This window comes from Cupriavidus sp. GW822-FHT03E04 (genome assembly GCF_058801495.1).
This window is the reverse complement of the sequence record NZ_JBXANI010000008.1, coordinates 13,207-35,302: the sequence shown is the minus strand read 5'-3', so window position 1 is coordinate 35,302 and position 22,096 is coordinate 13,207. Positions and strand designations below refer to the sequence as shown.

General features: G+C 67.7%; 19 protein-coding genes. 6 read left to right on the top strand and 13 right to left on the bottom strand.

The genetic code is table 11. From position 1 onward, the window contains the following. Window positions 1–6 precede the first annotated feature (6 nt). From AC1RQC_RS12675 to AC1RQC_RS12625, 11 genes are all read right to left on the bottom strand, one after another. Complete coding sequence (locus tag AC1RQC_RS12675; protein WP_492883546.1) at window positions 7–810, bottom strand: CoA-transferase subunit beta; 804 nt, start codon at window positions 808–810, stop codon at window positions 7–9. A 26-nt stretch (window positions 811–836) separates the two neighbouring features. After that, complete coding sequence (locus tag AC1RQC_RS12670; RefSeq protein WP_492883544.1) at window positions 837–1,727, bottom strand: CoA transferase subunit A; 891 nt, start codon at window positions 1,725–1,727, stop codon at window positions 837–839. Between the two features lie 4 nt (window positions 1,728–1,731). Next, entirely contained in the window at window positions 1,732–2,628 is an 897-nt protein-coding gene (locus AC1RQC_RS12665; protein WP_492883543.1) for a VOC family protein, read from the bottom strand. Between the two features lie 1,001 nt (window positions 2,629–3,629). Continuing rightward, entirely contained in the window at window positions 3,630–5,222 is a 1,593-nt protein-coding gene (locus tag AC1RQC_RS12660; RefSeq protein ID WP_492883705.1) for a FadD3 family acyl-CoA ligase, read from the bottom strand. 37 nt (window positions 5,223–5,259) lie between these two features. Next, entirely contained in the window at window positions 5,260–6,288 is a 1,029-nt protein-coding gene (locus tag AC1RQC_RS12655; RefSeq protein WP_492813920.1) for a 2Fe-2S iron-sulfur cluster-binding protein, read from the bottom strand. An 11-nt stretch (window positions 6,289–6,299) separates the two neighbouring features. After that, a complete protein-coding gene (locus AC1RQC_RS12650) occupies window positions 6,300–7,067 on the bottom strand; it encodes an SDR family oxidoreductase (RefSeq protein WP_492883541.1) in 768 nt (255 codons plus the stop codon). Next, a complete protein-coding gene (locus tag AC1RQC_RS12645; protein ID WP_492883539.1) occupies window positions 7,051–8,832 on the bottom strand; it encodes an FAD-binding protein in 1,782 nt (593 codons plus the stop codon). Before AC1RQC_RS12645 ends, AC1RQC_RS12650 begins: the two co-directional genes overlap by 17 nt. A 27-nt stretch (window positions 8,833–8,859) precedes the next feature. Continuing rightward, a complete protein-coding gene (locus AC1RQC_RS12640) occupies window positions 8,860–9,378 on the bottom strand; it encodes a flavin reductase family protein (protein ID WP_045240863.1) in 519 nt (172 codons plus the stop codon). Between the two features lie 25 nt (window positions 9,379–9,403). Next, entirely contained in the window at window positions 9,404–11,146 is a 1,743-nt protein-coding gene (locus tag AC1RQC_RS12635) for an FAD-dependent oxidoreductase (RefSeq protein ID WP_492832938.1), read from the bottom strand. Window positions 11,147–11,165: 19 nt separating this feature from the next. Further along, window positions 11,166–12,359 carry an acyl-CoA dehydrogenase family protein gene (locus AC1RQC_RS12630; RefSeq protein WP_492374037.1) on the bottom strand — a complete coding sequence of 398 codons (1,194 nt, stop codon included), beginning with the start codon at window positions 12,357–12,359 and terminating at the stop codon, window positions 11,166–11,168. 121 nt (window positions 12,360–12,480) lie between these two features. Next, window positions 12,481–13,632, bottom strand: a complete 1,152-nt coding sequence (locus AC1RQC_RS12625; RefSeq protein WP_492374027.1) for an LLM class flavin-dependent oxidoreductase — start codon at window positions 13,630–13,632, stop codon at window positions 12,481–12,483. 223 nt (window positions 13,633–13,855) lie between these two features. Between AC1RQC_RS12625 and AC1RQC_RS12620 the strand changes: the two genes are divergently transcribed. Both AC1RQC_RS12620 and AC1RQC_RS12615 read left to right on the top strand, forming a co-directional pair. Then, window positions 13,856–14,011 (top strand): hypothetical protein, encoded by a 156-nt coding sequence (locus AC1RQC_RS12620; protein ID WP_492374028.1) that lies wholly within the window; start codon window positions 13,856–13,858, stop codon window positions 14,009–14,011. A 14-nt stretch (window positions 14,012–14,025) separates the two neighbouring features. Then, the gene (locus AC1RQC_RS12615) at window positions 14,026–14,385 is read left to right on the top strand and encodes a VOC family protein (protein ID WP_492387194.1); all 360 of its coding nucleotides are present in this window, start codon (window positions 14,026–14,028) and stop codon (window positions 14,383–14,385) included. Between the two features lie 6 nt (window positions 14,386–14,391). Here the strand turns inward: AC1RQC_RS12615 and AC1RQC_RS12610 are convergent, their stop codons facing one another. Then, window positions 14,392–15,579 carry a helix-turn-helix transcriptional regulator gene (locus tag AC1RQC_RS12610; protein ID WP_492374030.1) on the bottom strand — a complete coding sequence of 396 codons (1,188 nt, stop codon included), beginning with the start codon at window positions 15,577–15,579 and terminating at the stop codon, window positions 14,392–14,394. Between the two features lie 373 nt (window positions 15,580–15,952). Between AC1RQC_RS12610 and AC1RQC_RS12605 the strand changes: the two genes are divergently transcribed. Genes AC1RQC_RS12605 through AC1RQC_RS12595 form a run of 3 tightly spaced genes read left to right on the top strand, consistent with a single transcriptional unit; the run spans window position 15,953 to window position 18,875 of the window. After that, window positions 15,953–16,762 carry an SDR family NAD(P)-dependent oxidoreductase gene (locus AC1RQC_RS12605; protein ID WP_492832936.1) on the top strand — a complete coding sequence of 270 codons (810 nt, stop codon included), beginning with the start codon at window positions 15,953–15,955 and terminating at the stop codon, window positions 16,760–16,762. Between the two features lie 56 nt (window positions 16,763–16,818). Continuing rightward, a complete protein-coding gene (locus tag AC1RQC_RS12600; protein ID WP_492813931.1) occupies window positions 16,819–17,766 on the top strand; it encodes an alpha/beta hydrolase in 948 nt (315 codons plus the stop codon). Further along, a complete protein-coding gene (locus AC1RQC_RS12595) occupies window positions 17,763–18,875 on the top strand; it encodes a 3,4-dihydroxy-2-butanone-4-phosphate synthase (protein WP_492883537.1) in 1,113 nt (370 codons plus the stop codon). The genes AC1RQC_RS12600 and AC1RQC_RS12595 overlap by 4 nt, the downstream gene beginning before the upstream one ends. On the opposite strand, the gene pdxR is transcribed toward AC1RQC_RS12595, so the two are convergent. Next, entirely contained in the window at window positions 18,818–20,323 is a 1,506-nt protein-coding gene (gene pdxR / locus AC1RQC_RS12590) for a MocR-like pyridoxine biosynthesis transcription factor PdxR (RefSeq protein ID WP_492883535.1), read from the bottom strand. The two genes, AC1RQC_RS12595 and pdxR, sit on opposite strands and share 58 nt — an antisense overlap. Before the next feature lie 89 nt (window positions 20,324–20,412). Here pdxR and AC1RQC_RS12585 point away from each other — a divergent pair, with 89 nt between their 5' ends. Next, entirely contained in the window at window positions 20,413–21,222 is an 810-nt protein-coding gene (locus AC1RQC_RS12585; protein ID WP_492374035.1) for a glutamate racemase, read from the top strand. Window positions 21,223–22,096: the final 874 nt, after the last annotated feature.

Genomic DNA, 22,096 nt, shown 5'->3' with positions numbered 1-22,096 from the left:
TGTTCCTCACGCGCCGCGAACGGCCGGGTTGTCGCGCACGATGGTGGCACGCAGGTTGTGCGGATCGAGCCGGACGATGACGGCCAGCTCCTCCGCAGTGGGCGCGGCCGTTTCCGGCAGTATTTCTCCGGATGCGTTGACCAGTGCGAAGCCTGTGGCTGCCCGCACCTGCTCCAGGCTGACGCCGGGATGCAGCGAACACACGCGGATGGCGTGATCGGGACCGGTGAAATCCATCACGCACAGGTCGGTCACGATGACCCGCAGGTCGACAAAGCTGCGCATGCCTTCGATCCGGCGCGCCGGGTTATAGCCCACGCTGCACACCATATCGACCTCGCCGGCGACAAAGGCGCGCGGGCTATGCGCCGGCACAAAGAAGGAGTTGGCGTGGTGGATGCTGTTGCCGGGAAAGCCGCGTGCGCCGAGCAGCTGCTTCTTTGGCCGCGCATGCGTGCCGCCGAGCATGGAGATATTGGCCTGGCCGAAGCGGTCGATCTGGGTGGGCATCACCAGCGCATGCCGGCGCCCGCCCCACAGGCAGTCGAACACGCGCGCATAGCCCATCCAGCCGCTGGCGCGCACCTTGAAGCCCGCCTCGCGGCGCCCCAGCGGCACCGGCTCTTCCACCAGGTAGGCTTCGCCGTCGGTCAGCATCAGGCCGGGGTTGTGCAGCCACCGCGCCAGCCCGGCCGCGATGCGCGGGCCGGTGCCGATGCCGGTGGCCATGACCTCGCCGTCGTCGCGCCAGGCGCGGGCCGCGGCGGCGATCATCAGTTCGGCGAGAGTGAATTGTTGAGTGGCGCTCACGATGGCTCCTTCTCCTTGTGACGGGTTCAAAGGACCGGCAACGGCAGGTCCAGCACGTGGCCCATGCCACCGATCTTGTCCAGGTAGCCGGCTTCGGTGTCGCCGATCACGTCCTTGCGGTAGGTGGCGAAGCCCGCCGCTTGCTCGGCGCTGGCGCAGTAAGCCTTCAACTGCGGCAGGTCAAAACCATAGGCAGGCCCGCAGGAAGTGGGATGCGCACCGCCCGGTGCGTGCACCACGCCGCTGACGAGCGCGCGCTCGAACGGGTTGTTGCGCGCCCGCGCCAGGTCTTCGTCCTCCAGGCGGCCGTGCAGGACCTCGCAGCTCACATAGCACTGGCCGGCCGCCCGCGCGAACCATTCGTCGAAGAAGGGATCCGGGCCGTCGATGCGGGTATTGCCCAGCACATCGCTTTCGTTGACGTGCAGCAGCGCGGCGTCCAGCGCGATGGCCGGCATCGCCAGCAGGACTTCGTCATCGGTGTAGGGCGAGCGGACGGTCTTGAGCTGGGGGTTGTGGGCCAGCACGTCGGTCCCGAGCCCGGCGCGCGTCGGCAGGAACGGCAGGCGCGCGGCGGCGGCGCGCAGGCCGAGCTGCAACATGCCCTCGTCGAGTTCCCAGACGTCGATTTCCCCCCGCTCGCGCGCCCCGCGAAAATGCGGCTCCAGCGGGATCACGTCAAGCGAGACGAAGCCGAACACCACCTTGCGCACCTTGCCCGCTGCGCACAGCATGCCGACTTCCGGGCCGCCGTAGGCCACCACGGTGAGATCCTTCAGCGGCGAGCGCAGGATTTCCCGCACCAGCGCCATCGGCTTGCGGCGGGGCCCCCATCCACCGATGCCGATGGTCATGCCATCGGCGAGGCGGGCGGCCACTTCGGCCGCGGTCATGGTCTTGTCCAGTGTCTTGAGCATAGTTCTAGCGATATCCGATGCTGAAATCGTGGCCCCACAGGCTGACCCGGGTGGCCTCGTAGGCGGCGTGCTGGCTCCAGTCGACCACCAGCCCGCCGTAGCCGTACTCGAGGTCGAAGCCGCCGGGCGTCTTCATGTAGAAGGAAACAACGCGATCGTTGCAGTGCTGGCCCAGCGTGGCCGAGAGCGCCACGCCATGCTGCTGCGCGCGGTCGAGCGCGCGGCCCACCTCCGTCATGTCCTGCACCTCGGCCATCACATGGATGCAGCCGCTGGGCGCGCTCGCCTCGAAGATGGCCAGGCTGTGGTGCCGCCCGTTGCCGCAATGCAGGAAGTGGATGCGCTTCTCCGGCTCGGCCGGATCCGTGGTGAAGCGCGCGCGGAAGATATCCGACAGGCCGAAACCCATCACATCGCGCAGGAAGGCATAGGTTTCGTCGAAGGCCGGAGCCGGCAGCACGGAGTGCCCCGCGCCCAGCGGATCGGTGACGAAGCACGACACGCCGATGGGCGAGACAAAGCGCAGGAAGTCCGAACGCATGCCCCAGAAAATCTCGTGCCGGTTGCCGGAAGGATCGGTGAACCACGCCATGGCCTGGGTGCGCCGCTGGATGCGCTCGGTCTCGCTGGCATGGGTGACTTCCACGTTGGCCGCGCGCAACGTTGCGAGCGCGTGGTCGAAAGCCGCCTCGCCGGCCAGCTCCCAGCCCGATGCCAGGTAGCGGTCCTGCTTGCCGGGTACGATCAGGTAGCGGTAGTCGCGCTCGTCCATCTTGAGGTAGAGCGCGCCGTGGGGGGCGTTGGTGCACGCCATGCCGAGCACTTGCTCGCCGTAGTGGCGCCAGCGTTCGGTGTCGGTGGACTCGACGACGATATAGCCGAGTGCTCGGATGTCCATCATGCTGCCTCCTCGCTGTTCTTGGAATTCATTTGCTGCCGGGTTGGGTGCGGCAGGTTGGTGAAGCCATTGTTCAGCGGAAGTGGGATGTGTACATCGTCTGTTGGGACTAGCCTTGTGGGATTGGTTTGCTGTTTCTAGCTCCACTGGCGCGGGTTTTGGCGTTTTTGGGGTGGGGTTTTCCTGCTTCTAGCTGCTGATGCAGATTAGCGTGAGTGGGCGGTGTTTTGGGGCTTCTAGCTGCTGTCGCGGCTGTACGGGGTTGACCGTTTTAGAACGTGTGAGATGTCACTTTTCTTTACTCGTAAAGAAAAGTAACCAAAAGAAAGCGATCCTTGCAGGAGGCTGGCTTATTGGGGTTACGTAGCCCGGTGGTTTCGTCGTCAGGCCCTGGGTTCTAATGAACTCGTGTCGTTACCGGTTTAGAGCACCACGCTCCAGCAAATGACGCTGGTTTCGTGGTGAGGCTGCTCGGTAGCGGCATCTCTGCTCATTCATGCATCTGCCGATACCGGCGCAACGCCCCACGATATATCATGCCATGATGGTTTCGTGGTGAGGTGGGCGCGGTGGTGAATCCCTCAGAACTGTTCCGGCGGTGCCACCGCGCCCACGACGGAAATGGAACGCTTGCAACTTCGTGGCCCGTCACCCCGCGAGCGACAGACGGCTTGAAATTCGTAGTGGCCGCTACCGGGGGGACCACCACGAAACCCTGGGCATTGGCTGGGTCGTGGTGCTCTAAAGCGGTAACGACACGAGTTCATTAGAACCCAGGGCCTGACGACGAAACCATTGGGCTGCGCAACCCCAATAAGCCAGCCTCCTGCAAGGATCGCTTTCTCTTGGTTACTTCTCTTTACGAGTAAAGAGAAGTGACATCTCACACGTTCTAAAACAGCCAACCCCGTACAGCCGCGACAGCAGCTAGAAGCAATAAAACCCCGCCCACCCACGCTCGTCTGCGCCAGCAGCTAGAAGCCTCAACCCAGCCCCATGTCCCATCACCCCTCCCGCAACCTGTACTTGAGAATCTTGCCCGCCGCGCTAGTCGGCAACGTCTGCACAAACACCACCTCCCGCGGCACCTTGTAATTAGCCATATGCCGCCGTGCCCAGTCAATCAGCTCATCGGCACCAACCTTGCTGCCATGCCGCAGCACCACAAAAGCCTTGCCTGCCTCGCCGAGGCGCTCGTGCGCAACGCCCACCACCGCCACCTGCGCGATCGCCGGATGCGACACCAGCAGCTTCTCGATCTCAGCCGGATAGCAATTGAAGCCCCCGACGATAAACATGTCCTTGATACGGTCGGTGATCCGCAGGTTGCCACGCACGTCCAGCGTACCGACATCGCCCGTGCGCAGCCAGCCACCCGCATCGATCGCTTCCCCAGTGGCTTCCGGCAGCTGGAAGTAGCCCCGCATCACGTTGTAGCCGCGCACCGCCACCTCCCCGGGCTCGCCTGCCGGCACCGGCAGGCCCTCGCTATCCAGGCAGCGCAGCTCGATACCGGGCATGGCGCGGCCCGAGGTCAGCGCCACGAGATCGGCATCGTCTCCGGCGCGGGTCAGCGTGGCGAACCCACACGATTCCGTCAGGCCATAGCCGGTGAAGATTTCGCGAAAGCCCAGTTCGCGCTGCATGCGCTGGATCAGCACGGGCGGGATCGCCGACGCGCCAGTCACCGCGACGCGCAGCGAGGACAGGTCGAATTCCCGCAAGCGCGGATTGTTCAGCAGAGTCTGGTAGAGCGTCGGCGGGCCGGGCAGCACCGTGATGCGCTCGTTCTCGACGCGGGTCATCACCGCCTCGGCATCGAACACCAGGTGCGGCAGGATGGTGGCGCCGCTGACCAGCGCCGCCAGCCACCCGGCCTTGTAGCCAAAGGTGTGGAAAAAGGGATTGACGATCAGGTAGCGGTCGCCAGCCTCCACGCCGGTGATCGAGGCCCAGCCGTGGATGGCCTGCAGGTTCTGCGCATGCGCGGTCATCACGCCTTTCGGGCGGCCGGTGGTGCCCGAGGTGAACATGATGTCCATCAGGGTGTCGCCGGTTACGGCACGCTCGCGCGCACGGAACTCCGCCTCGCTGGTCCGCGGTGCCAGGGCCAGGAAATCTGCCCATGCAAGCTCATCCGGCGCCATCTGCCGCCCCGCGCGCGCGCGCAGCACCACCACGCGCTCCAGTGTGGTGGGCCGGTGCGGCGCCAGCATTTCCGGATAGCTCTCGCCGAGGAAGTCGTCGATGCAGAACAGCACCCGCGCGCCGCTATCGGCCAGGATCGCGCCGGCCTCCATGCCCTTCATGCGGGTATTGATGGGCACCAGCGCCGCCCCGACGCTGTGCGTGGCCAGGGCGGCGACGATCCATTCCGACAGGTTGGGCGCCCACACGGCGACCCGGTCGCCAGGCACCACGCCGAGCGCGAGCAGGGCACGCCCCGCCTGCGCGCGCAGCGCGTCCAGCGCCGTGAAGCTGAGCCGCAGCCCGTCCTCCTGGATGGCGATGCGCGCGCCGTGGCGCGCGGCAGCTGTGCGTACCAGCTGCGGGATGGTGGCGGGAACGGTCTGCCCCGCGCTGGCGGCGTCGGCCATCCCCTGGGCGGTTTCGATGGTGTCGGTTGTCATCATGTCAGTCGGGAAATTTCAGGTGCAGTTCGCTGCCGGCCGCGCGGGCCTGGCAGGCCAGGGTCCAGCCGGCCTCGCGGTCGGCGGTGTCGAGCACATGGTTTTCGCCCAGCGTCGCCTCGCCGTGCGTCACCTGGCACATGCAGGCGCCGCACAAGCCGGAGCGGCAGGAGTTCGGGGCCGCAATGCCAGCGCGCAGCATGGCGTCGAGCACGGTCTCGCCCGCCTGCGCGTCGAGCCGGTGGCGCAGTCCATCCAGCTCCACCTCCAGCGCAGCCGGTGCGGAAGCCGGCGGGGCCGCTTCTTCGGCCTGCCCTGCGGCGGGCGGCGGCGCGCCGAAGCGCTCCACGTGAATCCGCTCGCGTGCCACGCCAAGGGCCTGCAAGGCGGCCTGGGCACCGTCCATGAACGGCCCCGGCCCGCAGATAAAGCAGTCGGCATGGCCCCACGGCGAGGCCAGCGCTTCGAGCTGGGCCTGCGAGGGCGGCCCTTGCACGCTGTCCAGCCAGTGGATCACGCGCAGCCTGTGCGCGTGGCGCGCGGCCAGGTCGCGCAGCGCGTCGCGGAAGATCACGCTGCGTTCATCGCGGTTGGCGTAGATCAGCGTGACGTTGCCGCCGCCATGGCGCAGCGCAGCCTTGGCGATCGACAGCACCGGCGTGATGCCGCTGCCACCGGCGAACAGCAGCAGGTCGCCATCCAGGCTGCGTGGCGTGAAGACGCCCGCGGGCGGCATCACGTCAACCGTGTCGCCGGCGCCGAGCTGGTCGCAGATCCAGTTGGATACGCGCCCGCCGCGCACGCGCTTGATGGTCACCCGCAGCGCGTTGTCGACCTGGGGGCTGCTGGACAGCGAGTAGCAGCGCTGCTGCGCGGCGCCCTCCAGCGGCACCTTGAGCGTCAGGAACTGGCCTGGCCGATAGGCGAAGGTATCGCGCAGTCCTTCGGGCAGTTCGAACACCAGCGAGCTTGCCTCGTCGGTCTCGGCCACCACCTGGGCGATGCGCAGCGGATGGAATTGCGCTTGCACCATGATGTCCGCGATCAGGCGATGCCCATGATGGTCTGCGCATTGTCGATGCGCAGCTCGGCGCCGTTGACGTAGCGCGACTCATCGGAGGCCAGGAACAGCACCAGGTTTGCCACGTCGCCGGGCAGGCACATGCGTTGCATCGGATCGCCGCCCGCTTGCTCATGGGTGGCCGGGCCGTCGGCCGCGCCCTGCATCAGGGCAGCCGTCATCGGCGTCAGGATGCCGTCCGGATGCACGGAGTTGCAGCGGATCTTGTAGCCGCGCTGCTTGCAGTAAGCCGCCACGCTGCGGGTGAGCGCGGTGACCGCACCCTTGCTGGCGCTGTAGGCGCAGAACATGCTCATGCCGCCCAGCGCCGCCACCGAAGACATGTTCACGATGACCCCGCCGTTTTGCTTCATCGCGCCCACGCCATACTTGCAGCCCAGGAAATAGCCGTCGGCATTGATGCGCATGATGCCCTGCCATTGCGCCAGCGTGGTGTCCTCCACCGAGCCCAGCGCCAGCACCGCGGCGTTATTGATCAGCACGTCCGGCGTGCCGAAACGCTCCTGGGTGCGCTGCATGACCTGCTGCCAGCCGGCTTCGCTGGCGATATCGTGGGGCACGAAGATGGCGGCGTCGCCGATTTCGCGCGCCACGGCGTGGCCGGCCGCCTCGTTCAGGTCGGTCAGCACCACGCGCGCGCCCTCCCGCGCCAGCAGCAAGGCGTCTTCCTTGCCGACGCCGCTGGCGGCGCCGGTGACGATGGCGATCTTTCCTTCAACTCGGTTGCTCATGGCTTGTCTCCTTGGTGTGTTCGTCGATGTGTTCATTGCGGCCCGGCTGGTCCGCCAGGGCTGCCAGGGCAACGAGATGGCGCCCGGCATTGCGCCCCGACCAGATACAGTCGGCGAGCGAAAGGCCGCTCACGTAGTGATTCGAAGCGATGCCGACCGCGGTGCGGCCGACCGCGTACAGGCCCGGGATCGGTGCCGCCCGGCCGCCGGCGCCTTGCGCCAGCACCTGGCCGCACGCCTCGTCCACGCGCAGGCCGCCAAGGGTGATGGCGGGACAGGGAAAAGCGCGGCTATGCGCGGAGATATCGATGGCCAGGTAGGGCCCGCGTTCCAGCGATGCGCACATCGCCGCGGATTTCCCAGTGGGGTCGGGCTGCTCGCCGCGCGCCGCCGCGTTATACGCAGCCAGCGTCGCCAGCAATGCCGCGCGCGGCATGCCCAGCTTGTCGGCCAGCAACGCGATACCCGGCGCACGCGTGGCGCCGAACAGCATCAGCATGATGGCGGGCACGCGCTGGAAGGCCCAAAGGCGTCCGGTGACGCAATCGCGCAGGGCCGCGCGCGCCAGCCCGGCGTTCAGGATCAGCCATGCGCGGCCGCCGTGCTCCTCGCAGATGGCGTGGCCCAGCCGCGCGCCGTAGACTTCCTCGTTGCCGATGCGCGCGCCTTGCGCGTCGACCACGCAGCCGCGCGCCCAGTCGAACGGCGGATTGATGAAGCGCCACGCGGAAACACGCTCCAGGTGGCGCGCCGCCGCCCCGACCGACAGGCCGAGGCGGATCCCGCTGCCATCGCAGCCGGTCGTGCCCAGGCGCCAGTTGCGGCGGTACTTGGGCGCATGCGCGGCCACCATGGCCGGGTTGAAGATGAAGCCGCCGGTGGCCAGCACCACGGCGCCGGCACGCACTGCACAGGGCAGCGCGAAATCGTCCTCCAGCTGCGTCACGCGCCGGCGCAAGGCATCGGCCAGCGCCGGGGAAAGGTTGTGCAGGCGCTCGGCCGAGCGCGCCAGGCGGGCATGCCGGCGTTGCAGGCGGCCCGGCGGCAAGCGCCGGAGTTCCACGCCAATGACGATGCCCCGTCCATCGACAATCAGGCGGCGCGCCGCCGCGTGGCGCATCACGTCCACCCCGGCCTGCGCCTGCACCGCGCGCCGCAGCACGCCGTACAGCACGTGACCGGACATGCCGCTGCCCTGGCAGCGATGGCCGCGCGGCGCAGGCTCCGCGTGGCGCGCGTACTCCGCCACGGCCTCGTTGCCCGAGTAGTAGAGGTAGTAGTCCTGCGCGGGATACGAGGTCTTGCGTGGCGGCACGGTGGCGGCAAAGCGCGCACCCAGCTGCTCCAGCCAGCCGATCATGCCCGCGCTGTGCGCGCAGAAAGCCTGCAGCGTGGCATTGCCCACGGCATCGCCAACCTCCTGGCGCAGGTAAGCCGCCATGGCCTCGGGCGTGTCACGGTAGCCGGCGGCGTGCTGGTAAGGCGTGCCACCGCCGGCATACACGACGCCGCCGCTCCTGGCGCTGGCGCCGCCGCCTTCAAAGCGCTCGGCCACGATCACGCCGAGCCCGCCCCGAGCAGCTTCCAGCGCCGCGCAGGCGCCGGCGGCGCCGAAGCCGATCACGGCCACGTCGCAGCGCGCATCCCAACGGTAGGCGTCCGGGTCGGCGACGACCAGCGGCGGCAATACCGCGTTGACGCCGCCGCAGGCGGGATCAGATGCGAGATCAGAAGCGGGATCGGGAACGAAGGCGTTGGCGGTCATCGCGCAGGCTCCGGCACTGGGTTCACCTTACGCCGCCCGCAGGCTGGCCAGCGGCGCCGAGGTGGAGTAGGCGCCATCCACATAGACCAGCGGCGCCACCTCCCCGGCCAGCCGGACTTCGCGCAGGCGGCCGATAAAGACGGCGTGGGTGCCATAGTCGAAACGGCCGTCCTGCTCGCAGATCAGGTTTGCCTGAGCATCCCGCAGGAAAGGCACGCCCAGCGGGTCGGCCTCCCACTGGCCCGTGGTAAAGCGGTCCTCGCCCTTGAGCCGGCCACTGCAATCGACAGCAATGTCGCGATGATCGGCCGCCAGCAGGTTGACGCAGAAATCCACCCCGGCATTGAGGGCCGGGTAGATCGAGGCATTGCGATGGATGCAGATCAGCAGCGAAGGCGGGTCCGCGGACAGCGAATCGACCGCGGTGACCGACATCGAATAGCGGCGCTCGCCCTCGCGGCAACTGACCACCGCAACCGAGCGCGCCATGCGGCGCATTGCCATCAGCATATCGTCGCGCAGCGACGGGGAAATAGTCTGGTTCATCATGCCTCCTGCCTGTGTGATGGTATTAGTCCGCTTGGCCCTGCCCGGCCGCCCCGCCCGCCAGCACATCGGCGGCGATCAGGCCGAAGGTCATGGCCGGCCCGATGGTGGAGCCCGCGCCCGGATAGCTGGCGCCCATCATCGAGGCGCTGGTATTGCCGATGGCGAACAGCCCGTCGATGGGCGAGCCGTCCTCGCGCAGCACGCGGGCGCTGGCGTCGGTCGCCAGCCCGCCCTTGGTGCCGATATCGCCAGCGTCGATGCGCACCGCGTAGAACGGCGCGCGGCCGATCGGCGCCAGGCACGGGTTGGGACGGACCTGGGTGTCGCCGTAATAGGTATCGAAGACGTTGTCGCCCTTGCCGAAATCCTCATCCACGCCTCTCGCCGCAAAGCCGTTCATGCGCTCGACGGTGTGCGCCAGGCCGCCCGGGTCGATGCCGGCGAGCCGCGCCAGCGCGTCGAGCGAATCGGCGCGCAGCAGGACGTCCGCGAAGGGGGCCGGGATGCGGCGGTCCGGCATGACCGAGCCGGGCAGGATCGGCCCGCAGGGATACTTGCGGCGGAAGGTGGCATCGAACACCAGCCACGCCGGCACGCTGCAGCCCGTCCGCTCGTGGTCGCGGTACATCGCGGGCACGAACTCGGAGTACGGCGCGGCCTCGTTGACGAAGCGCCTGCCCTGCCCGTTGACCACGATGCAGCCGGGCAAGGCGCGCTCGACAAAGATCGCGCGCTGCTTTTCCTCGCCGCCGACCTTCACCGTTGGCGCGCCCCATACATGCGACATCAGCTCCAGCGCCGCGCCCGCGCGCTGCGCGGCCTGGATGCCGTCGCCGGTGTTGTGCGGCGGCGTGGCGCTCCACTCGGCCCGGCTGGGATGCGGCAGGTATTGCTCGCGCATGGCCTGGTTCCGCTCGAAGCCGCCCGCGGCCAGGATCACGCCGCGCCGGGCTTCGATGCGTACCTGCGCGCCATTGCGCCGCGCCAGCACGCCGGTGACGCGCGCCGCGCCGCCGTGCTCCTCCACCAGCAGGTCTTCCAGCGCGGTATCGAGCCACAGCGGGATGCCGCGCTTCATCATGGCGTGGCGCAAGCCGCCCACCAGGCTGTTGCCGAGCGTGAGCCGGCGGTCGCGCGCGGTGCGGCGGCGCCAGCCGAGATCCAGCCAATAGCGCCCGAACTGCCGGGCCGCCACGCCCAGCCAGCCCCGGCTCTTGCTCAGCATGGCGTGGGCCTCGGCGGAGGTCACCGCCACCCGGCCCGCCACCAGCGTCCCCGGCGAAGGCGGCCGCAGCCGCGCGAACTCCTCGCCCAGCTGCGCGCCGTCGAACGGCATCGGATCCAGCGCGCGATATCCGGGCAGCGCGCCCGGCAAGCGCTGGAAGTAGTCGGCGTAGCGCGGCAACGAGTAGTAACGCACCGCGGTGCGCTGCTCCAGGTAGCTAAGCATGCGTGGACCGTGCTCGAGGTAAGCACGCAGCTTGGCGGGCGTGGAGCGGCCTTCGGTGCACGCTTCGAGATAGGTGAGCGCGGCGTCGTAGCTGTCGCTGCCGCCAGCTTCTTCAATATGGTGGTTGAGCGGGATCCAGATTCCGCCGCCGGACACCGCCGAGGTACCGCCATACAGGCCGCTCTTCTCCAGCACTACCACGGACAGACCGCGATCCGCCGCGCGGCAGGCGGCCAGCATGCCGCCCGCTCCTGAGCCGACCACCACTACATCAAACACCGCGGTGCCGCCTGCCTGCCCTGTGCCCTGGTTCATGTTCCGCTCCACGCCGGCCTCAGATAAAGAAATCGGTGTTGGCGCGGCCCATCATCACGCCGCCCAGGTTCTGGCCGAAGCGATCCAGGTTGTTGGCGTAGTGGGCACGCGCCGCATGCAGGTCAAGGAAGCGGCGTACCAGCGGATTGGTGACGTAGATACCGTTGCCGCCGGCGTAGCGCAACAGGCTGTCGGCGAGTTGCGCGCACCGCTGGGCCACCTGTGACGACTGGTAGCGGAAATGCAAGCGGCGCGCGGTATCGAGCTGCTCGCCCCGCTGCGCCGTTGCCATCAGTTCGTCGAAATTGCGGTGCAGGATGGTGCGCATCTCATCGATGCCGGCCGCCGCGTTGGCGCAGGCGAGTTGCGCGCCGCCGTCCTCGGCCGTCCTGCCGCCGCTGTTGGCGCTGACCCGGCCATCGGCATAGGCGATGAAATCGTCGAGCCCGCCTTCCAGCGCGCCGATGCAGGCCGTGCAGACGGCACGCACGAAGATCTGGGCGAACGGCAGCTGGTACAGCGGTGCCTGGTTGAGGGACAAGCCCGGGCTGGTGCCCTTGGCGCCGTCGATGGCGCTATGGGTGCGGTAGGCCGGCACGAACACGTCGTCCACCACGATATCGTGGCTGCCGGTGGCGCGCAGGCCCAGCACATCCCAGTTGCGCACGATGGTGTAGTCGCTGCGCGGCAGCAGGAAGGTGCGGTACTCGGGCGCGGCGCCGGCCTGCTGCGGCGGCACCAGGCCGCCGAGGAAGATCCAGTCGCACAGTTCGCTGCCGCTGGAGAACTTCCAGTGCCCGGAGAAGCGGAAGCCGCCGTCCACCGGCACCACCTTGCCCACCGGCATATAGGTCGAGGCGATCAGGGTGGCGTTGTCCGCGCCCCAGACGTCCTGCTGGGCCTTGCCGTCGAACAAGGCGAGCTGCCAGTTGTGCACGCCCACCACGCCATAGACCCAGGCGGTGGACATGCAGCCCTTGGCCAGGGCCATCTGGATGTCGAAGAAGGTCTGCGGGTCCAGTTCATAGCCGCCGTAGCGGCGCGGCTGCAAGACCTTGAAGAAGCCCGCGGCCTGCATGTCGGCCACGGTTTCGGCCGGGATGCGCGATTGCGCCTCGGCCTGGCCAGCGCGCTGCGCCAGCACCGGGATCATTTCGTGCGCGCGGCCGATCAGTTCGGCCGCCAGTCCTTCGGGGTAGTTGTCTCGATGCACCGCCATCTCCTCTTGCCGGCCACCGGGCCGGTCTTGTCGTGCCTTCATGCTGGCATCGCCGCTGCCCCGCGCCATCGTCCGGGGAGACTAGTCGCGCAGCAGCGATGGTCCGATGGCTCGCTCAGGCGAGCGCGCGCAGCTTGCGGCCCTGGGCGCGGAAGTGCGGGATCACGTGCTCGCCGATATTGCGGATGGTTTCGAGCTGGGCCCATTGCGGCACCGTGCCCATCTGGCAGATGAACAGGATCTCGTCGGCCCCGGCGTCGATCAGGCGCTGCACATAGCCGATGCAGTCCTCCACCGTGCCGTAGGCATGGTTGGGGTTGAGCATCATCATCGACGGATCGCTGAAATCCACCGTGACCTTCTCCGAGGCGAAGCTGGTCTTGATCACGGCCTTGCCCTGCGCGTCCTGGTCGGTGATGTTGTCCACATCCCAGCCGTCGGGATTGGGGCGCTCGCCGCCGGCATACCAGTACGCCAGCGACTCCATGAAGTAGCGCTGCCCCTTGATGCCGATCTTGCGCGCCGCCACACCGTCTTCCAGCACGATGGTCGGGCACAGGGCGGCAAGATGCTGGTGAGGACGGAAACCAACCTGGTCCTTCGCCTGGCGCGTCTCGTAGGCTTCGCGATAGATTGCATTCTTCTTCGCCACGTCTTCCGGGCCGCCAAAGCCGAGCACCAGCGCGCCCATGCCGCGCGCGCCGGCGCGCTTGAGCGTATCGGCGTTGGTACAGGCCAGATACATCAGTGGGTGCGGGTCCTGGCGTGGCTTGGGATGGATGGGGCGGCGCGGGATCTTGATGAACTCACCGTCGTGCTCGATCTCGTCCTGGGTCAGGATCTTCGGGATCAGGTACATCGCCTCGTCGATCATCGGGTGCAGGGTTTCGAGGTCGTAGCCAAAGGTGCCCGCCTCCTGCTGCGTACCGCCCTTACCCACGCCGAAATGCACGCGCCCGCCGGAGAGAATGTCGAGCGTGGCCACGCGCTCGGCTACCTTGACCGGATGGTTCATCGCCGGCGGCAGGCAGACCACGCCGTGACCGATGCCGATGCGGCGCGTGCGCCCGGCCACAAAGGCCAGGAAGGTCTCCGGCGCGCTCATGTGCGCGTAGTTGGTCAGCGCCGTGTGCTCCACCGCCCAGACGACATCGAAGCCCATGTCCTCGGCGAGCTCCACCTGCTCCATGATTTCGTCGAACACCTTGTGGTCGCCGGCGCGCGACGCGTCGACAGTCTGCGCTTCGTAGATCAGCGAAAATCGCATTGCAGTCCCCTTCCTTTGCATTTGGTTTTCAGGCCATCGGCCGGAAGCGCCGCCGCGTTGTCATGGCGGGCGGCGCCATCGCCGGCACCGTCATTGCTGGCCTGCGTAACCGCAGTGTGTGCGGCCGGGGAAAGTGCGGCATCGTCTGATTGGATTATGCGCAGCGGCGCCGTGTCCCTATCATGTCCAGGACCACTCACCACATGCACACGGATACGCCCTCATGAAGATTCCTCCGCTTCGCCAGACGTTGCTGGCCGCCCTGCCGACAGGCACCGCGGCGCACGCTCACGCGCCCGACATCCTGCTGTCCGGCGACGACGGTGATCAATCGCTCAATATCCGTGCCGTGTGCCGCCAGGCGGCGTCCGCCGGCTGACAAGGAGCGCAAGCATGCAATCGAACCTCTTGCTTTACCCGGTGGACGATATCGATGCCGCCCTGCCGTTCTTCGAGCAGGGCCTGGGCCTGACGGTGAAGTTCCGCGATGGCGGGCGCTATTGCGCGCTGGACGCCGGCCCCATCACGGTAGCGCTGGTGGCTGGCGAAGAGCGGCTGGTCTCCCAGCCCGCACTGGCATTCCGGCTGGAAGCGGGCGAGGATATCGCCGCGGCGATCGAGCGCCTGCTGGCGGGCGGCGCGCGCGTCGCGCAGCCGCTCGCCAGCGGCCCGCACGAGCTGCGCGCGGTGCTGACCACGCCACAGGGATTCCCGCTGGTGGTCAGCGCCAAGCCCGCCAGGCCGGCGGGCTAGCGCGCTTTAGCCGAGCGCCACCACGCTGCTGAGCAGCATGCGCACCAGCGTGGCCTGCCGGGTCACGCCGGTCTTGGAGAAGATGGCGCGCAGGTGCGCGCGCGCCGTATTCTTGCTGATGCCTAGCTCCTCGGCTGCTTCTTCCAGTGCGAGGCCGTTGGCCAGTTGCAGCGCAAGCTGGGTTTCCGCCGGCGTGAAATCGAACAGCTTGCGCACCACCTCGTGCGAAGCCTGCGACTTGCGCTCCGGGTCGCGAATGAAAATCACGCACGAAGGCCGGCGCTTGTTGTCTTCCGACCACTCGCTCAGCGGAATCGTGCGGATCAGCACGCCCAGCTTCGCGTTGCCCGAAGGCCGCGTGATCGACATCGCCTCCATCACCGCTGGCGCGGTGCCGATATGGCCCATGATGGCTTGGCGCAGCAGGCGCTGGAACTGGCGGTTCTCCTGCGCGTACTCGACATCCAGCGAGCCCCTGGCAATACGGATGCCGTCCTTGTCGGCAAGGATTTCGTCCGCGGCCGAATTGGTCCGCATGATGGCGCCGGTCTCGTCGAGTATCGCCATGCCGACCAGCATGCGGTCGATGGCGCTGGCGTACAGGGTGCGCTCCGACTCCACCACATCCATGCGCGAGTGCAGATCGACCGCGCGCCGCAGGTGCGGCAGCAGCACCGCGCAAATGGCTTTGTCCGCTTCCGAGAAGTCCGGCGCATCGACGTTGCGGCAGACACGGAGTCGGCATTCCACGCCATCATCGGTGCGGATGTCCGCGCCCATCATATAGCGCACGCCTAGCGGCTTGAGGAACTGCTGGTACAGGTCGCTGTTGCACCACGCGCTGGTGCCAATCTGCTCGTCGATCGTCACCACCCGGTCCGCGGGCAGATCGACGAAGGGATCCATCGCGTAGTAGTAGTTGTTGTACATGGTCTCGCCGGGCAAGGTGTTGCCGCCCTCCTCGCTGGCATGCACCATCAGGCCCGCGCGATCGCTTGCCGGCGAGCGCAGGATCAGCGTGACGTAGTTCGCACGCAGGTGGGTGCGGATGAGTTCCAGCGCCTTGCTCCATGGCACCTGCTCCATGGCCCCCTGGTAGATCTTGCCAAGCAGCGTGCTGAGATCCGCCAGCGAGAGCGCCACCGGCGCGTAGCAAAGCGCCGCTTCCTGGCTGTGGCTTGCCTCCATCAACATACCTCTTGTCTCCCGTTATCCACGCCAGGCTCTGCGGCCGGCGTTCGCCATGACAGGGGCGCTGCGCGCCCCGGCGGTTCCCGATTATATGGATCGCCACTGCGCCGGTGGCGGCATTGTGCGTCATGGTTTGCACCTATTCGCGCGCCATGTGATGCCGCCGCTTGCGGATAGGCCAGACCTTACCCTCCTGCCGCGCGCTCACATACCGCAAACGGACTAGGTGACTCCCCCCTCAGGGCAATCCCTGAGCCTGCCTTGCGCCTGGCACCTCACTCAAACAGACGATGCGAAGGCCCGGCCGCGCCGGTAGAAATGGGCAAACGCAATCCAGCGCGCCATCCATTCCAACCACTTCGCGAGGATACCTGCCATGGCGGCAAACGAGACCGGAAAGACCGCAGTGATCACAGGCGCCGGCGGCGGCATAGGCCGGGCCCTGGCCCACGCGCTCGCCGCGCAGGGTGTGGCACTGGTGCTGGCGGACAAGGATGCCGACGCGCTGCGGCGCGTGCACGGCGAACTGACGCACCACCGGCAAACGATAGGGACGCTGCAAACCGATGTGGCGCAGGCTGCCCAGGTCGAGCAGCTTTGCGCGCGCAGCTTCGCACTGCTGGGCCGGGTGGACCTGCTCTTCAACAATGCCGGCGTGCTGGCGACCGGTGCCTGCTGGGAGCTGGATGCCGCCGTGTTCGAGCGCGTGCTGAACGTCAACCTGTGGAGCGTCATCCACAGCTTGCGCGTCTTCGTGCCTCGCATGGCGGCGCAAGGCAGCGGGCATATCGTCAACATCGCCTCAATGGCGGGTCTTGCCGTGGGCCCCTGGCTTGCGCCCTATACCGTGTCCAAGCAGGGCGTGGTGGCGTTGAGCGAAGGGCTGGCGATGGAGTTGCAGGCGGCGGGCCTGCCGCTCAAGGTATCGGTGGCATGCCCAGGCCCGGTGGCCACCGGCATTGCGCTCGACCTGCCGGCCGGCGCGCAATGCGGCGTCGGCGGCATGAACCAGGCGCTGCAGGCGAGCATCGCGCAGGGCATGCCAGCGGCAACCATGGCCCGGCACATCCTCGACGGCGTGGCCGCTGGCGATTTCTGGATCCTGCCGCACGCCGAAGCCGCCGCCGCCGCGCAAGCGCGCGCCAACGGCATCGCCAGCGGCAGGGCGCCGGCCTTCGCCTTCTGAAGCGCCTGCCTGGCCCGCACCCCTGCACTTCCTCCCGTCCGCATCAGGAAAAACCAATGCAATTCGACCCGCAAGTACGCGCCCTGCTCAACGCCATGGCGCAGTTCCCGCCACTCGACTTCACCACCATCACGCCAGACGCCTACCGCGCCGTGCTGGCCGCGCACCCCGCGTTCGCGCCGGGGGATGCGGTCGCGGAAGAACGCGAACTGCGCGTGGCCGGCGCCGCCGGCCCCTTGCCCGCCCGCCTCTACCGCCCACATGGCAATGGCCCCTGGCCGCTCACGGTGTTCTTCCACGGCGGCGGCTTCGTCACCTGCGGAATCGATACACACCACAATATCTGCCGCTCGCTGGCGAACCGCGCGGGCACCCTGGTGCTGTCGGTCGGCTACCGGCTGGCGCCGGAGGCACGCTTTCCCGCGGCTGCCGACGATGCCTGCGCGGCGCTGCGCTGGAGCGCGGCGCACGCCGCTGAGCTGGGCGCGCTGCCGGACAGGCTGGCTGTCGCCGGCGACAGCGCGGGCGGCAATCTGGCCGCGGTTGCGTGCCAGCAATTGCGTGGCAGCGTGGCGCTGCGCCACCAGTTGCTGCTTTATCCCTACCTGGATTGCGCGGATGAATCCGGCAGCTGGCGCACCTTCGCGCAAGGCTGCTTCCTGACCGAGGACATGTTGCGCTGGTATGCCCGCCACTATCTCCCCGAGCCACCCGACCCGCGCCATGCCGCCGATGTACGCGCCAGCCCGCTGCGCGAGCGCGAACTGGCGGGCGTGGCACCGGCCACCATCATCACCGCCGAATTCGACCCCCTGCGCGACCAGGGCGAGGCCTACGGCGCCGCCATGCAGCATGCCGGCGTGGCTGCCGCCATCCATCGCTGGCCTGGGCAGATTCACGGCTTCATGAGCATGCAGGGCTTGCTGGAGGCAGCCGACGCGGCACTCGACCTGGCGGCGGCAGCCTTGCGCGCCGCCTTTGCCGACGAGCGGGAGGCGGCATGAGCGCCACACCGATCGGCGACGTGCTGCGCGCCATCGCCACCGGCCAGCGGGTCGTGGTCTTCGAGGACGACACCGAGCAAGCCAGCGGCTGCGTGCTGGTTGCGGCGGACCAGGTCAGCGAGGCCGACGTCAACTTCATGGCGGCGCACGCGCGCGGCCTGGTCTGCCTAGCCATCACCGAATCCAGGCGGCGGCGGTTGAGCTTGCCGATGATGGCGGGCGCAGGCAAACAGCGTGAGCCGTTCACCGTGTCGATCGAAGCGGTGGAAGGCGTCTCCACCGGCATCTGCGCCGCCGACCGTGCGCTGACGATGCGCGTGGCCAGCGCCGCGCATGCGAGCGCCGGCCACCTGGTCCAGCCAGGGCACGTCTTTCCCATCGTGGCGCAACCAGACGGCGTGCTGCGCCGCGCCGGCTTTGCCGAAGCCTGTTCGGATCTGCCAAGGCTGGCCGGGCGCGAGGCCGCGGGCGCCTACACAGTGTTGCTGGACGATGCCGGCGAGTTGTTGCGCGGCGCCGCGCTGCTGGCCTTCGCCCGCGAGCACGGCCTGATGGTCTGCGCGATCAGCGACCTGATCCATCATCGCCTGCTGGTGGAAGGCGCGCTGCGCCGCAGCCAGAGCGGCCGGCTGGCCACGCCCTACGGCGAGTTCGCGGTGCATGCGTACTACGACGCGCCCCTCGACGCGGTGCACCTGGCGCTGGTGCTGGGCCGGCCGGAGCTGGGCAAGCCGGTGCTGACGCGCGTGCAGACGGTGGAGACCTTACGCGATGTGCTCGCGTTCGAGCCAGCGCAAAACCAGGCAGGGTTCGCGCCGGGCTGGAACCTGGCACGATCGCTGGCGCGTATCGGCACGGAGGGCTGCGGCATCCTGGTCTTGCTGGCCGAACGCGAGCCGCCTCACCAGCTACTCGAACAGGTCTCCCGCCTGGGTCAAGACAAGGGACAGCCCGCGCCGCCATCGTTCGCGCAGCGCGCGCTGGGCGTGGGGGCGCAGATCCTGCGAGACCAGGGTGCGCGCAAGCTGCGGCTGCTGAGCCAGCCGGTGCCCTATCGCAATATCGCGGGATTCGAGCTGGAGGTCACCGAGTTCGTGCCGCCGACCTGAGCCAGTGCGGCTATCTCCCGCGCCAGCCGTCTCGCCGCGTCGCGCAGCACATCGTCCTGCGCGGCGGCGTAACCGATCACCAGCGCTGGCGGCATTGCCCGCTCCCGGCAGAACTCGCCCAATCCCTGCAGCGTCAGCTTCGCGCCGGCGCAGGCTTGCACCACATCGTGCTCGCCGATGCCTTCCGGCAACCACAACACGAAGTGAAACCCGGCGTGCTCGCCGCTGACACGCAGGTGCTCGCCCAGCACCGCGCGCAGTTCCGCCAGCACGATATCGCGGCGGCGCAGGTACACGCTCCGGGAGACGCGCAGGTGGCGAGACAGCGCACCGGAGCGGATAAAGGACGCCAGCGCCAGCTGCTCAACCAGGCTGTTGGAGCGCCCGGTGGTAGCACGCAACTGGCGCAGCGCGGGCCGCAAGGCGTCCGGCATCACCACGTAGCCAATGCGCAGCGACGCATAGAGGCTCTTGTTGAAACTACCGCAGTGGATCACGCGATCAGCATGATCCAGCGCCTTGAGCGCGGGCAGCGGCGCGCGGCTGTAGTTGAACTCGCTGTCGTAGTCGTCCTCCAGGACCCAGGCGTCATGCGCCTTTGCCCAGTCGAGCAACGCCAGCCGCCGGCTCACGGACATCGTCAGGCCCAGCGGCGCCTGGTGAGCGGGCGTGACGTACACCAGCGCAGCATCCGCATGCTGGCGGATGCCATCCATCGAGATGCCCTCCTCATCGACCCGCACCGGCGAAATGCGCGGCGAGGACAAGCTGAAGAGCGGTACCGCCGACAGATAGGCCGGATCCTCCAGCAGCACGCGGCCCTGCTCGCGCAACACCACGCGGGCAGCCAGGTCGATGGCTTGCCGGATACCGGTCACGATCATCAGTTGCCCGGCGTCGCACCGAATGCCGCGGGTCGCCCGCAGGTAGGCGGCGATTTCCCCGCGCAGTGCGAGGTCGCCGCAGGGATCGTCGTCGCCTAGTTGTTGGGCGGACAACGACCGCAGTACGCGGCTCACATGGCTTCGCCATTCGTCGAGTGGAAACAAGGCGGGATCGGCCAGGCGGGCCACGAACGGCAGGCCCGCCACGACGCGCGTCGGCAGCGCCACGGCTGTCGGGGGAGCAATGGACTGCGCCCCGGGGTGGCTGATTTCCTGCAGCGAGAACTCTTCAGGCAGCCTGGCGCTCACGCGCGAGCCCGAGCCGACCCGGCTCGATATATAGCCCTCCAGGCGCAACTGCTCGAACGCCAGTTCGACAATCCCCCGCGACACCGCCCAGCGCGCCGCCAGCGTACGGGTCGACGCAAGCCGCGCGCCGCGCGGCAGGCTGCCGCCAAGGATGGCCTGGCGGATGCTGCGATACACCCACGCTTGCTTGGCTTCGCCCGCACTCCTTGGCAGCACAGCCAGGTCCAGCACTTCGGCGTCCCGCATCTTCGGCATAAATGGCCCAATTAAAATTGCTTGATTCGGCACTTTTAATTGTACCAATCTGACGCGATAGTCCTTGCGAACCCACTCACTGAATCGTCATGGAACCCTTCGCCACATTGCATCAACCCATTGGTGTCTTCGATGCCGGCATCGGCAGCTATGCCGCCGTCCGCCTCCTGCAGGAACGCTTCCCGAACCAGGACCTGATCTATCTCGCCGACCGCGCCAGCTTTCCCTATGGCGGCAAGGACAGGCAGGCCTTGCTGGACGCCACCGCGCAAGCCGTGCAACGCCTGCAGGGGCTAGGGGCGAGCGCCATCCTGATGGCGTCCAACGCACCCTCGGTCACCGTGCTGGAGGATTTGCGCCGCACCGCCAGCGTGCCGCTATTTGGCGTGGTGCCGCCGGTTGCCGAGGCCCTGGCGCTGTCGAAGTCCGGGCAAATCGGGGTGCTGGGGGTGCGATCGTTGGTGGAAAGCGCCGAGCTTGGCGCGTATATCGCGGCGGCCAGCCGGGGGCGCGGGCAAGCGTTCTCGTTCAATGCCTCCGCGCTGGTCGAGCTGGTGGAGTCGGGGGCGTTCCTGACCGATGCCGCGCGCACCGGCGCCGAAGTCGATGCATTTGTGCGCGCTATCCTCGCCACGCACCCGGAGATCGACGTCTTTACCTTGTCGTCCACGCACCTGCCCTGGCTCAGCGATTATTTCCAGCGGCTGTTTCCCGGCAAGGCCTTCGTCGATCCGGTACGCGCCTCGGTGGAAGCGCTTGCGCCGCTATCGACAACCGGCACTGGCCGGGTTGTTTGTGCGGTTACCGAGAACCGGGTGCATACGGTGTTGGATTTTCGTTTGATGTTGGCGGGTATGGGGATTGAGTTGGATGTGGTGGTGGTTGGGGAGGGGATTTAGGGGTGGTCGCTTCTTTGAACGGCGTTGGTTTTTGGACCCAAGGGCCGTACGACATCTGCCTGCGGGGTTGGTCGCTGTTTGTTTGAGCGGCGTTGGCTCTTGCACCCAAAAGCCATACGACATCCCCCTGCGGGGGCTGCCGGTCACTCTTCTTTGCGTCGGCAAAGAAGACTAACGAGAAGAAAGACGACCCTGCCGGGAGCAGAGCAATGAGGCTTATGTGGGGCTGTGGTTGCGTCGTACGGCCCGGAGTGTTGGCTAGCCGATCCTACCGGCCCCAAGGACATCATTTCTGCATGACCCATGGGTTACGTGGTGCGACCCCTGACCTCGGGCGCGGTGCCCATTCCCACATCTGCCGTTCGCGGGGCGAAGTGCTGCGCCGTTTCGGGTGTGGCTGGTTTCGTGGTTTTGTCTCGGAGGACGAGCGCCGTGGGTGCGAGCGCGGCCCTCGCGCACGGGCCACGGTGCCCACTACGAAACCAGAGGGGGATGAAGCAAGGTGCCGCTCGCGCCGGTACGGCAGGGCATCAAATGGCCGGGCGCCCGCCGTCAGAGACAAAACCACGAAACCACCAGGGCCGGCAGGATCGTGGCACCGCGCACCGCGAACGGCAGATGCCCGAACGCTCACCGCGCAAAGCGATCAGGGGCACCACCACGTGACCATTGGGTCATGCATAAGCGATGTCCTTTGAGCCGGTAGGATTCGCTAGCCAGCACTCCGGGCCGTACGACGAAACCACAGCCCCACATAAGCCTGATTGCTCTGCTCCCGGCAGGGTCGGCTTTCTTCTCGTTAGTCTTCTTTGCCGACGCAAAGAAGAGTGACCGGCAGCCCCCGCAGGGGGATGTCGTATGGCTCTTGGGTGCA

What these genes read in the sequence shown, in the direction of transcription:
- AC1RQC_RS12615 (WP_492387194.1), top strand. Translation starts at nt 14,026, where the DNA reads ATGCAATCGAACCTCTTGCTTTACCCGGTGGACGATATCGATGCCGCC.
- AC1RQC_RS12610 (WP_492374030.1), bottom strand. Translation starts at nt 15,579, where the DNA reads ATGTTGATGGAGGCAAGCCACAGCCAGGAAGCGGCGCTTTGCTACGCG.
- AC1RQC_RS12585 (WP_492374035.1), top strand. Translation starts at nt 20,413, where the DNA reads ATGGAACCCTTCGCCACATTGCATCAACCCATTGGTGTCTTCGATGCC.
- AC1RQC_RS12595 (WP_492883537.1), top strand. Translation starts at nt 17,763, where the DNA reads ATGAGCGCCACACCGATCGGCGACGTGCTGCGCGCCATCGCCACCGGC.
- AC1RQC_RS12650 (WP_492883541.1), bottom strand. Translation starts at nt 7,067, where the DNA reads ATGAGCAACCGAGTTGAAGGAAAGATCGCCATCGTCACCGGCGCCGCC.
- AC1RQC_RS12605 (WP_492832936.1), top strand. Translation starts at nt 15,953, where the DNA reads ATGGCGGCAAACGAGACCGGAAAGACCGCAGTGATCACAGGCGCCGGC.
- AC1RQC_RS12665 (WP_492883543.1), bottom strand. Translation starts at nt 2,628, where the DNA reads ATGATGGACATCCGAGCACTCGGCTATATCGTCGTCGAGTCCACCGAC.
- pdxR (WP_492883535.1), bottom strand. Translation starts at nt 20,323, where the DNA reads ATGCCGAAGATGCGGGACGCCGAAGTGCTGGACCTGGCTGTGCTGCCA.
- AC1RQC_RS12620 (WP_492374028.1), top strand. Translation starts at nt 13,856, where the DNA reads ATGAAGATTCCTCCGCTTCGCCAGACGTTGCTGGCCGCCCTGCCGACA.
- AC1RQC_RS12640 (WP_045240863.1), bottom strand. Translation starts at nt 9,378, where the DNA reads ATGAACCAGACTATTTCCCCGTCGCTGCGCGACGATATGCTGATGGCA.
- AC1RQC_RS12645 (WP_492883539.1), bottom strand. Translation starts at nt 8,832, where the DNA reads ATGACCGCCAACGCCTTCGTTCCCGATCCCGCTTCTGATCTCGCATCT.
- AC1RQC_RS12660 (WP_492883705.1), bottom strand. Translation starts at nt 5,222, where the DNA reads ATGGCCGACGCCGCCAGCGCGGGGCAGACCGTTCCCGCCACCATCCCG.
- AC1RQC_RS12655 (WP_492813920.1), bottom strand. Translation starts at nt 6,288, where the DNA reads ATGGTGCAAGCGCAATTCCATCCGCTGCGCATCGCCCAGGTGGTGGCC.
- AC1RQC_RS12635 (WP_492832938.1), bottom strand. Translation starts at nt 11,146, where the DNA reads ATGAACCAGGGCACAGGGCAGGCAGGCGGCACCGCGGTGTTTGATGTA.
- AC1RQC_RS12670 (WP_492883544.1), bottom strand. Translation starts at nt 1,727, where the DNA reads ATGCTCAAGACACTGGACAAGACCATGACCGCGGCCGAAGTGGCCGCC.
- AC1RQC_RS12600 (WP_492813931.1), top strand. Translation starts at nt 16,819, where the DNA reads ATGCAATTCGACCCGCAAGTACGCGCCCTGCTCAACGCCATGGCGCAG.
- AC1RQC_RS12625 (WP_492374027.1), bottom strand. Translation starts at nt 13,632, where the DNA reads ATGCGATTTTCGCTGATCTACGAAGCGCAGACTGTCGACGCGTCGCGC.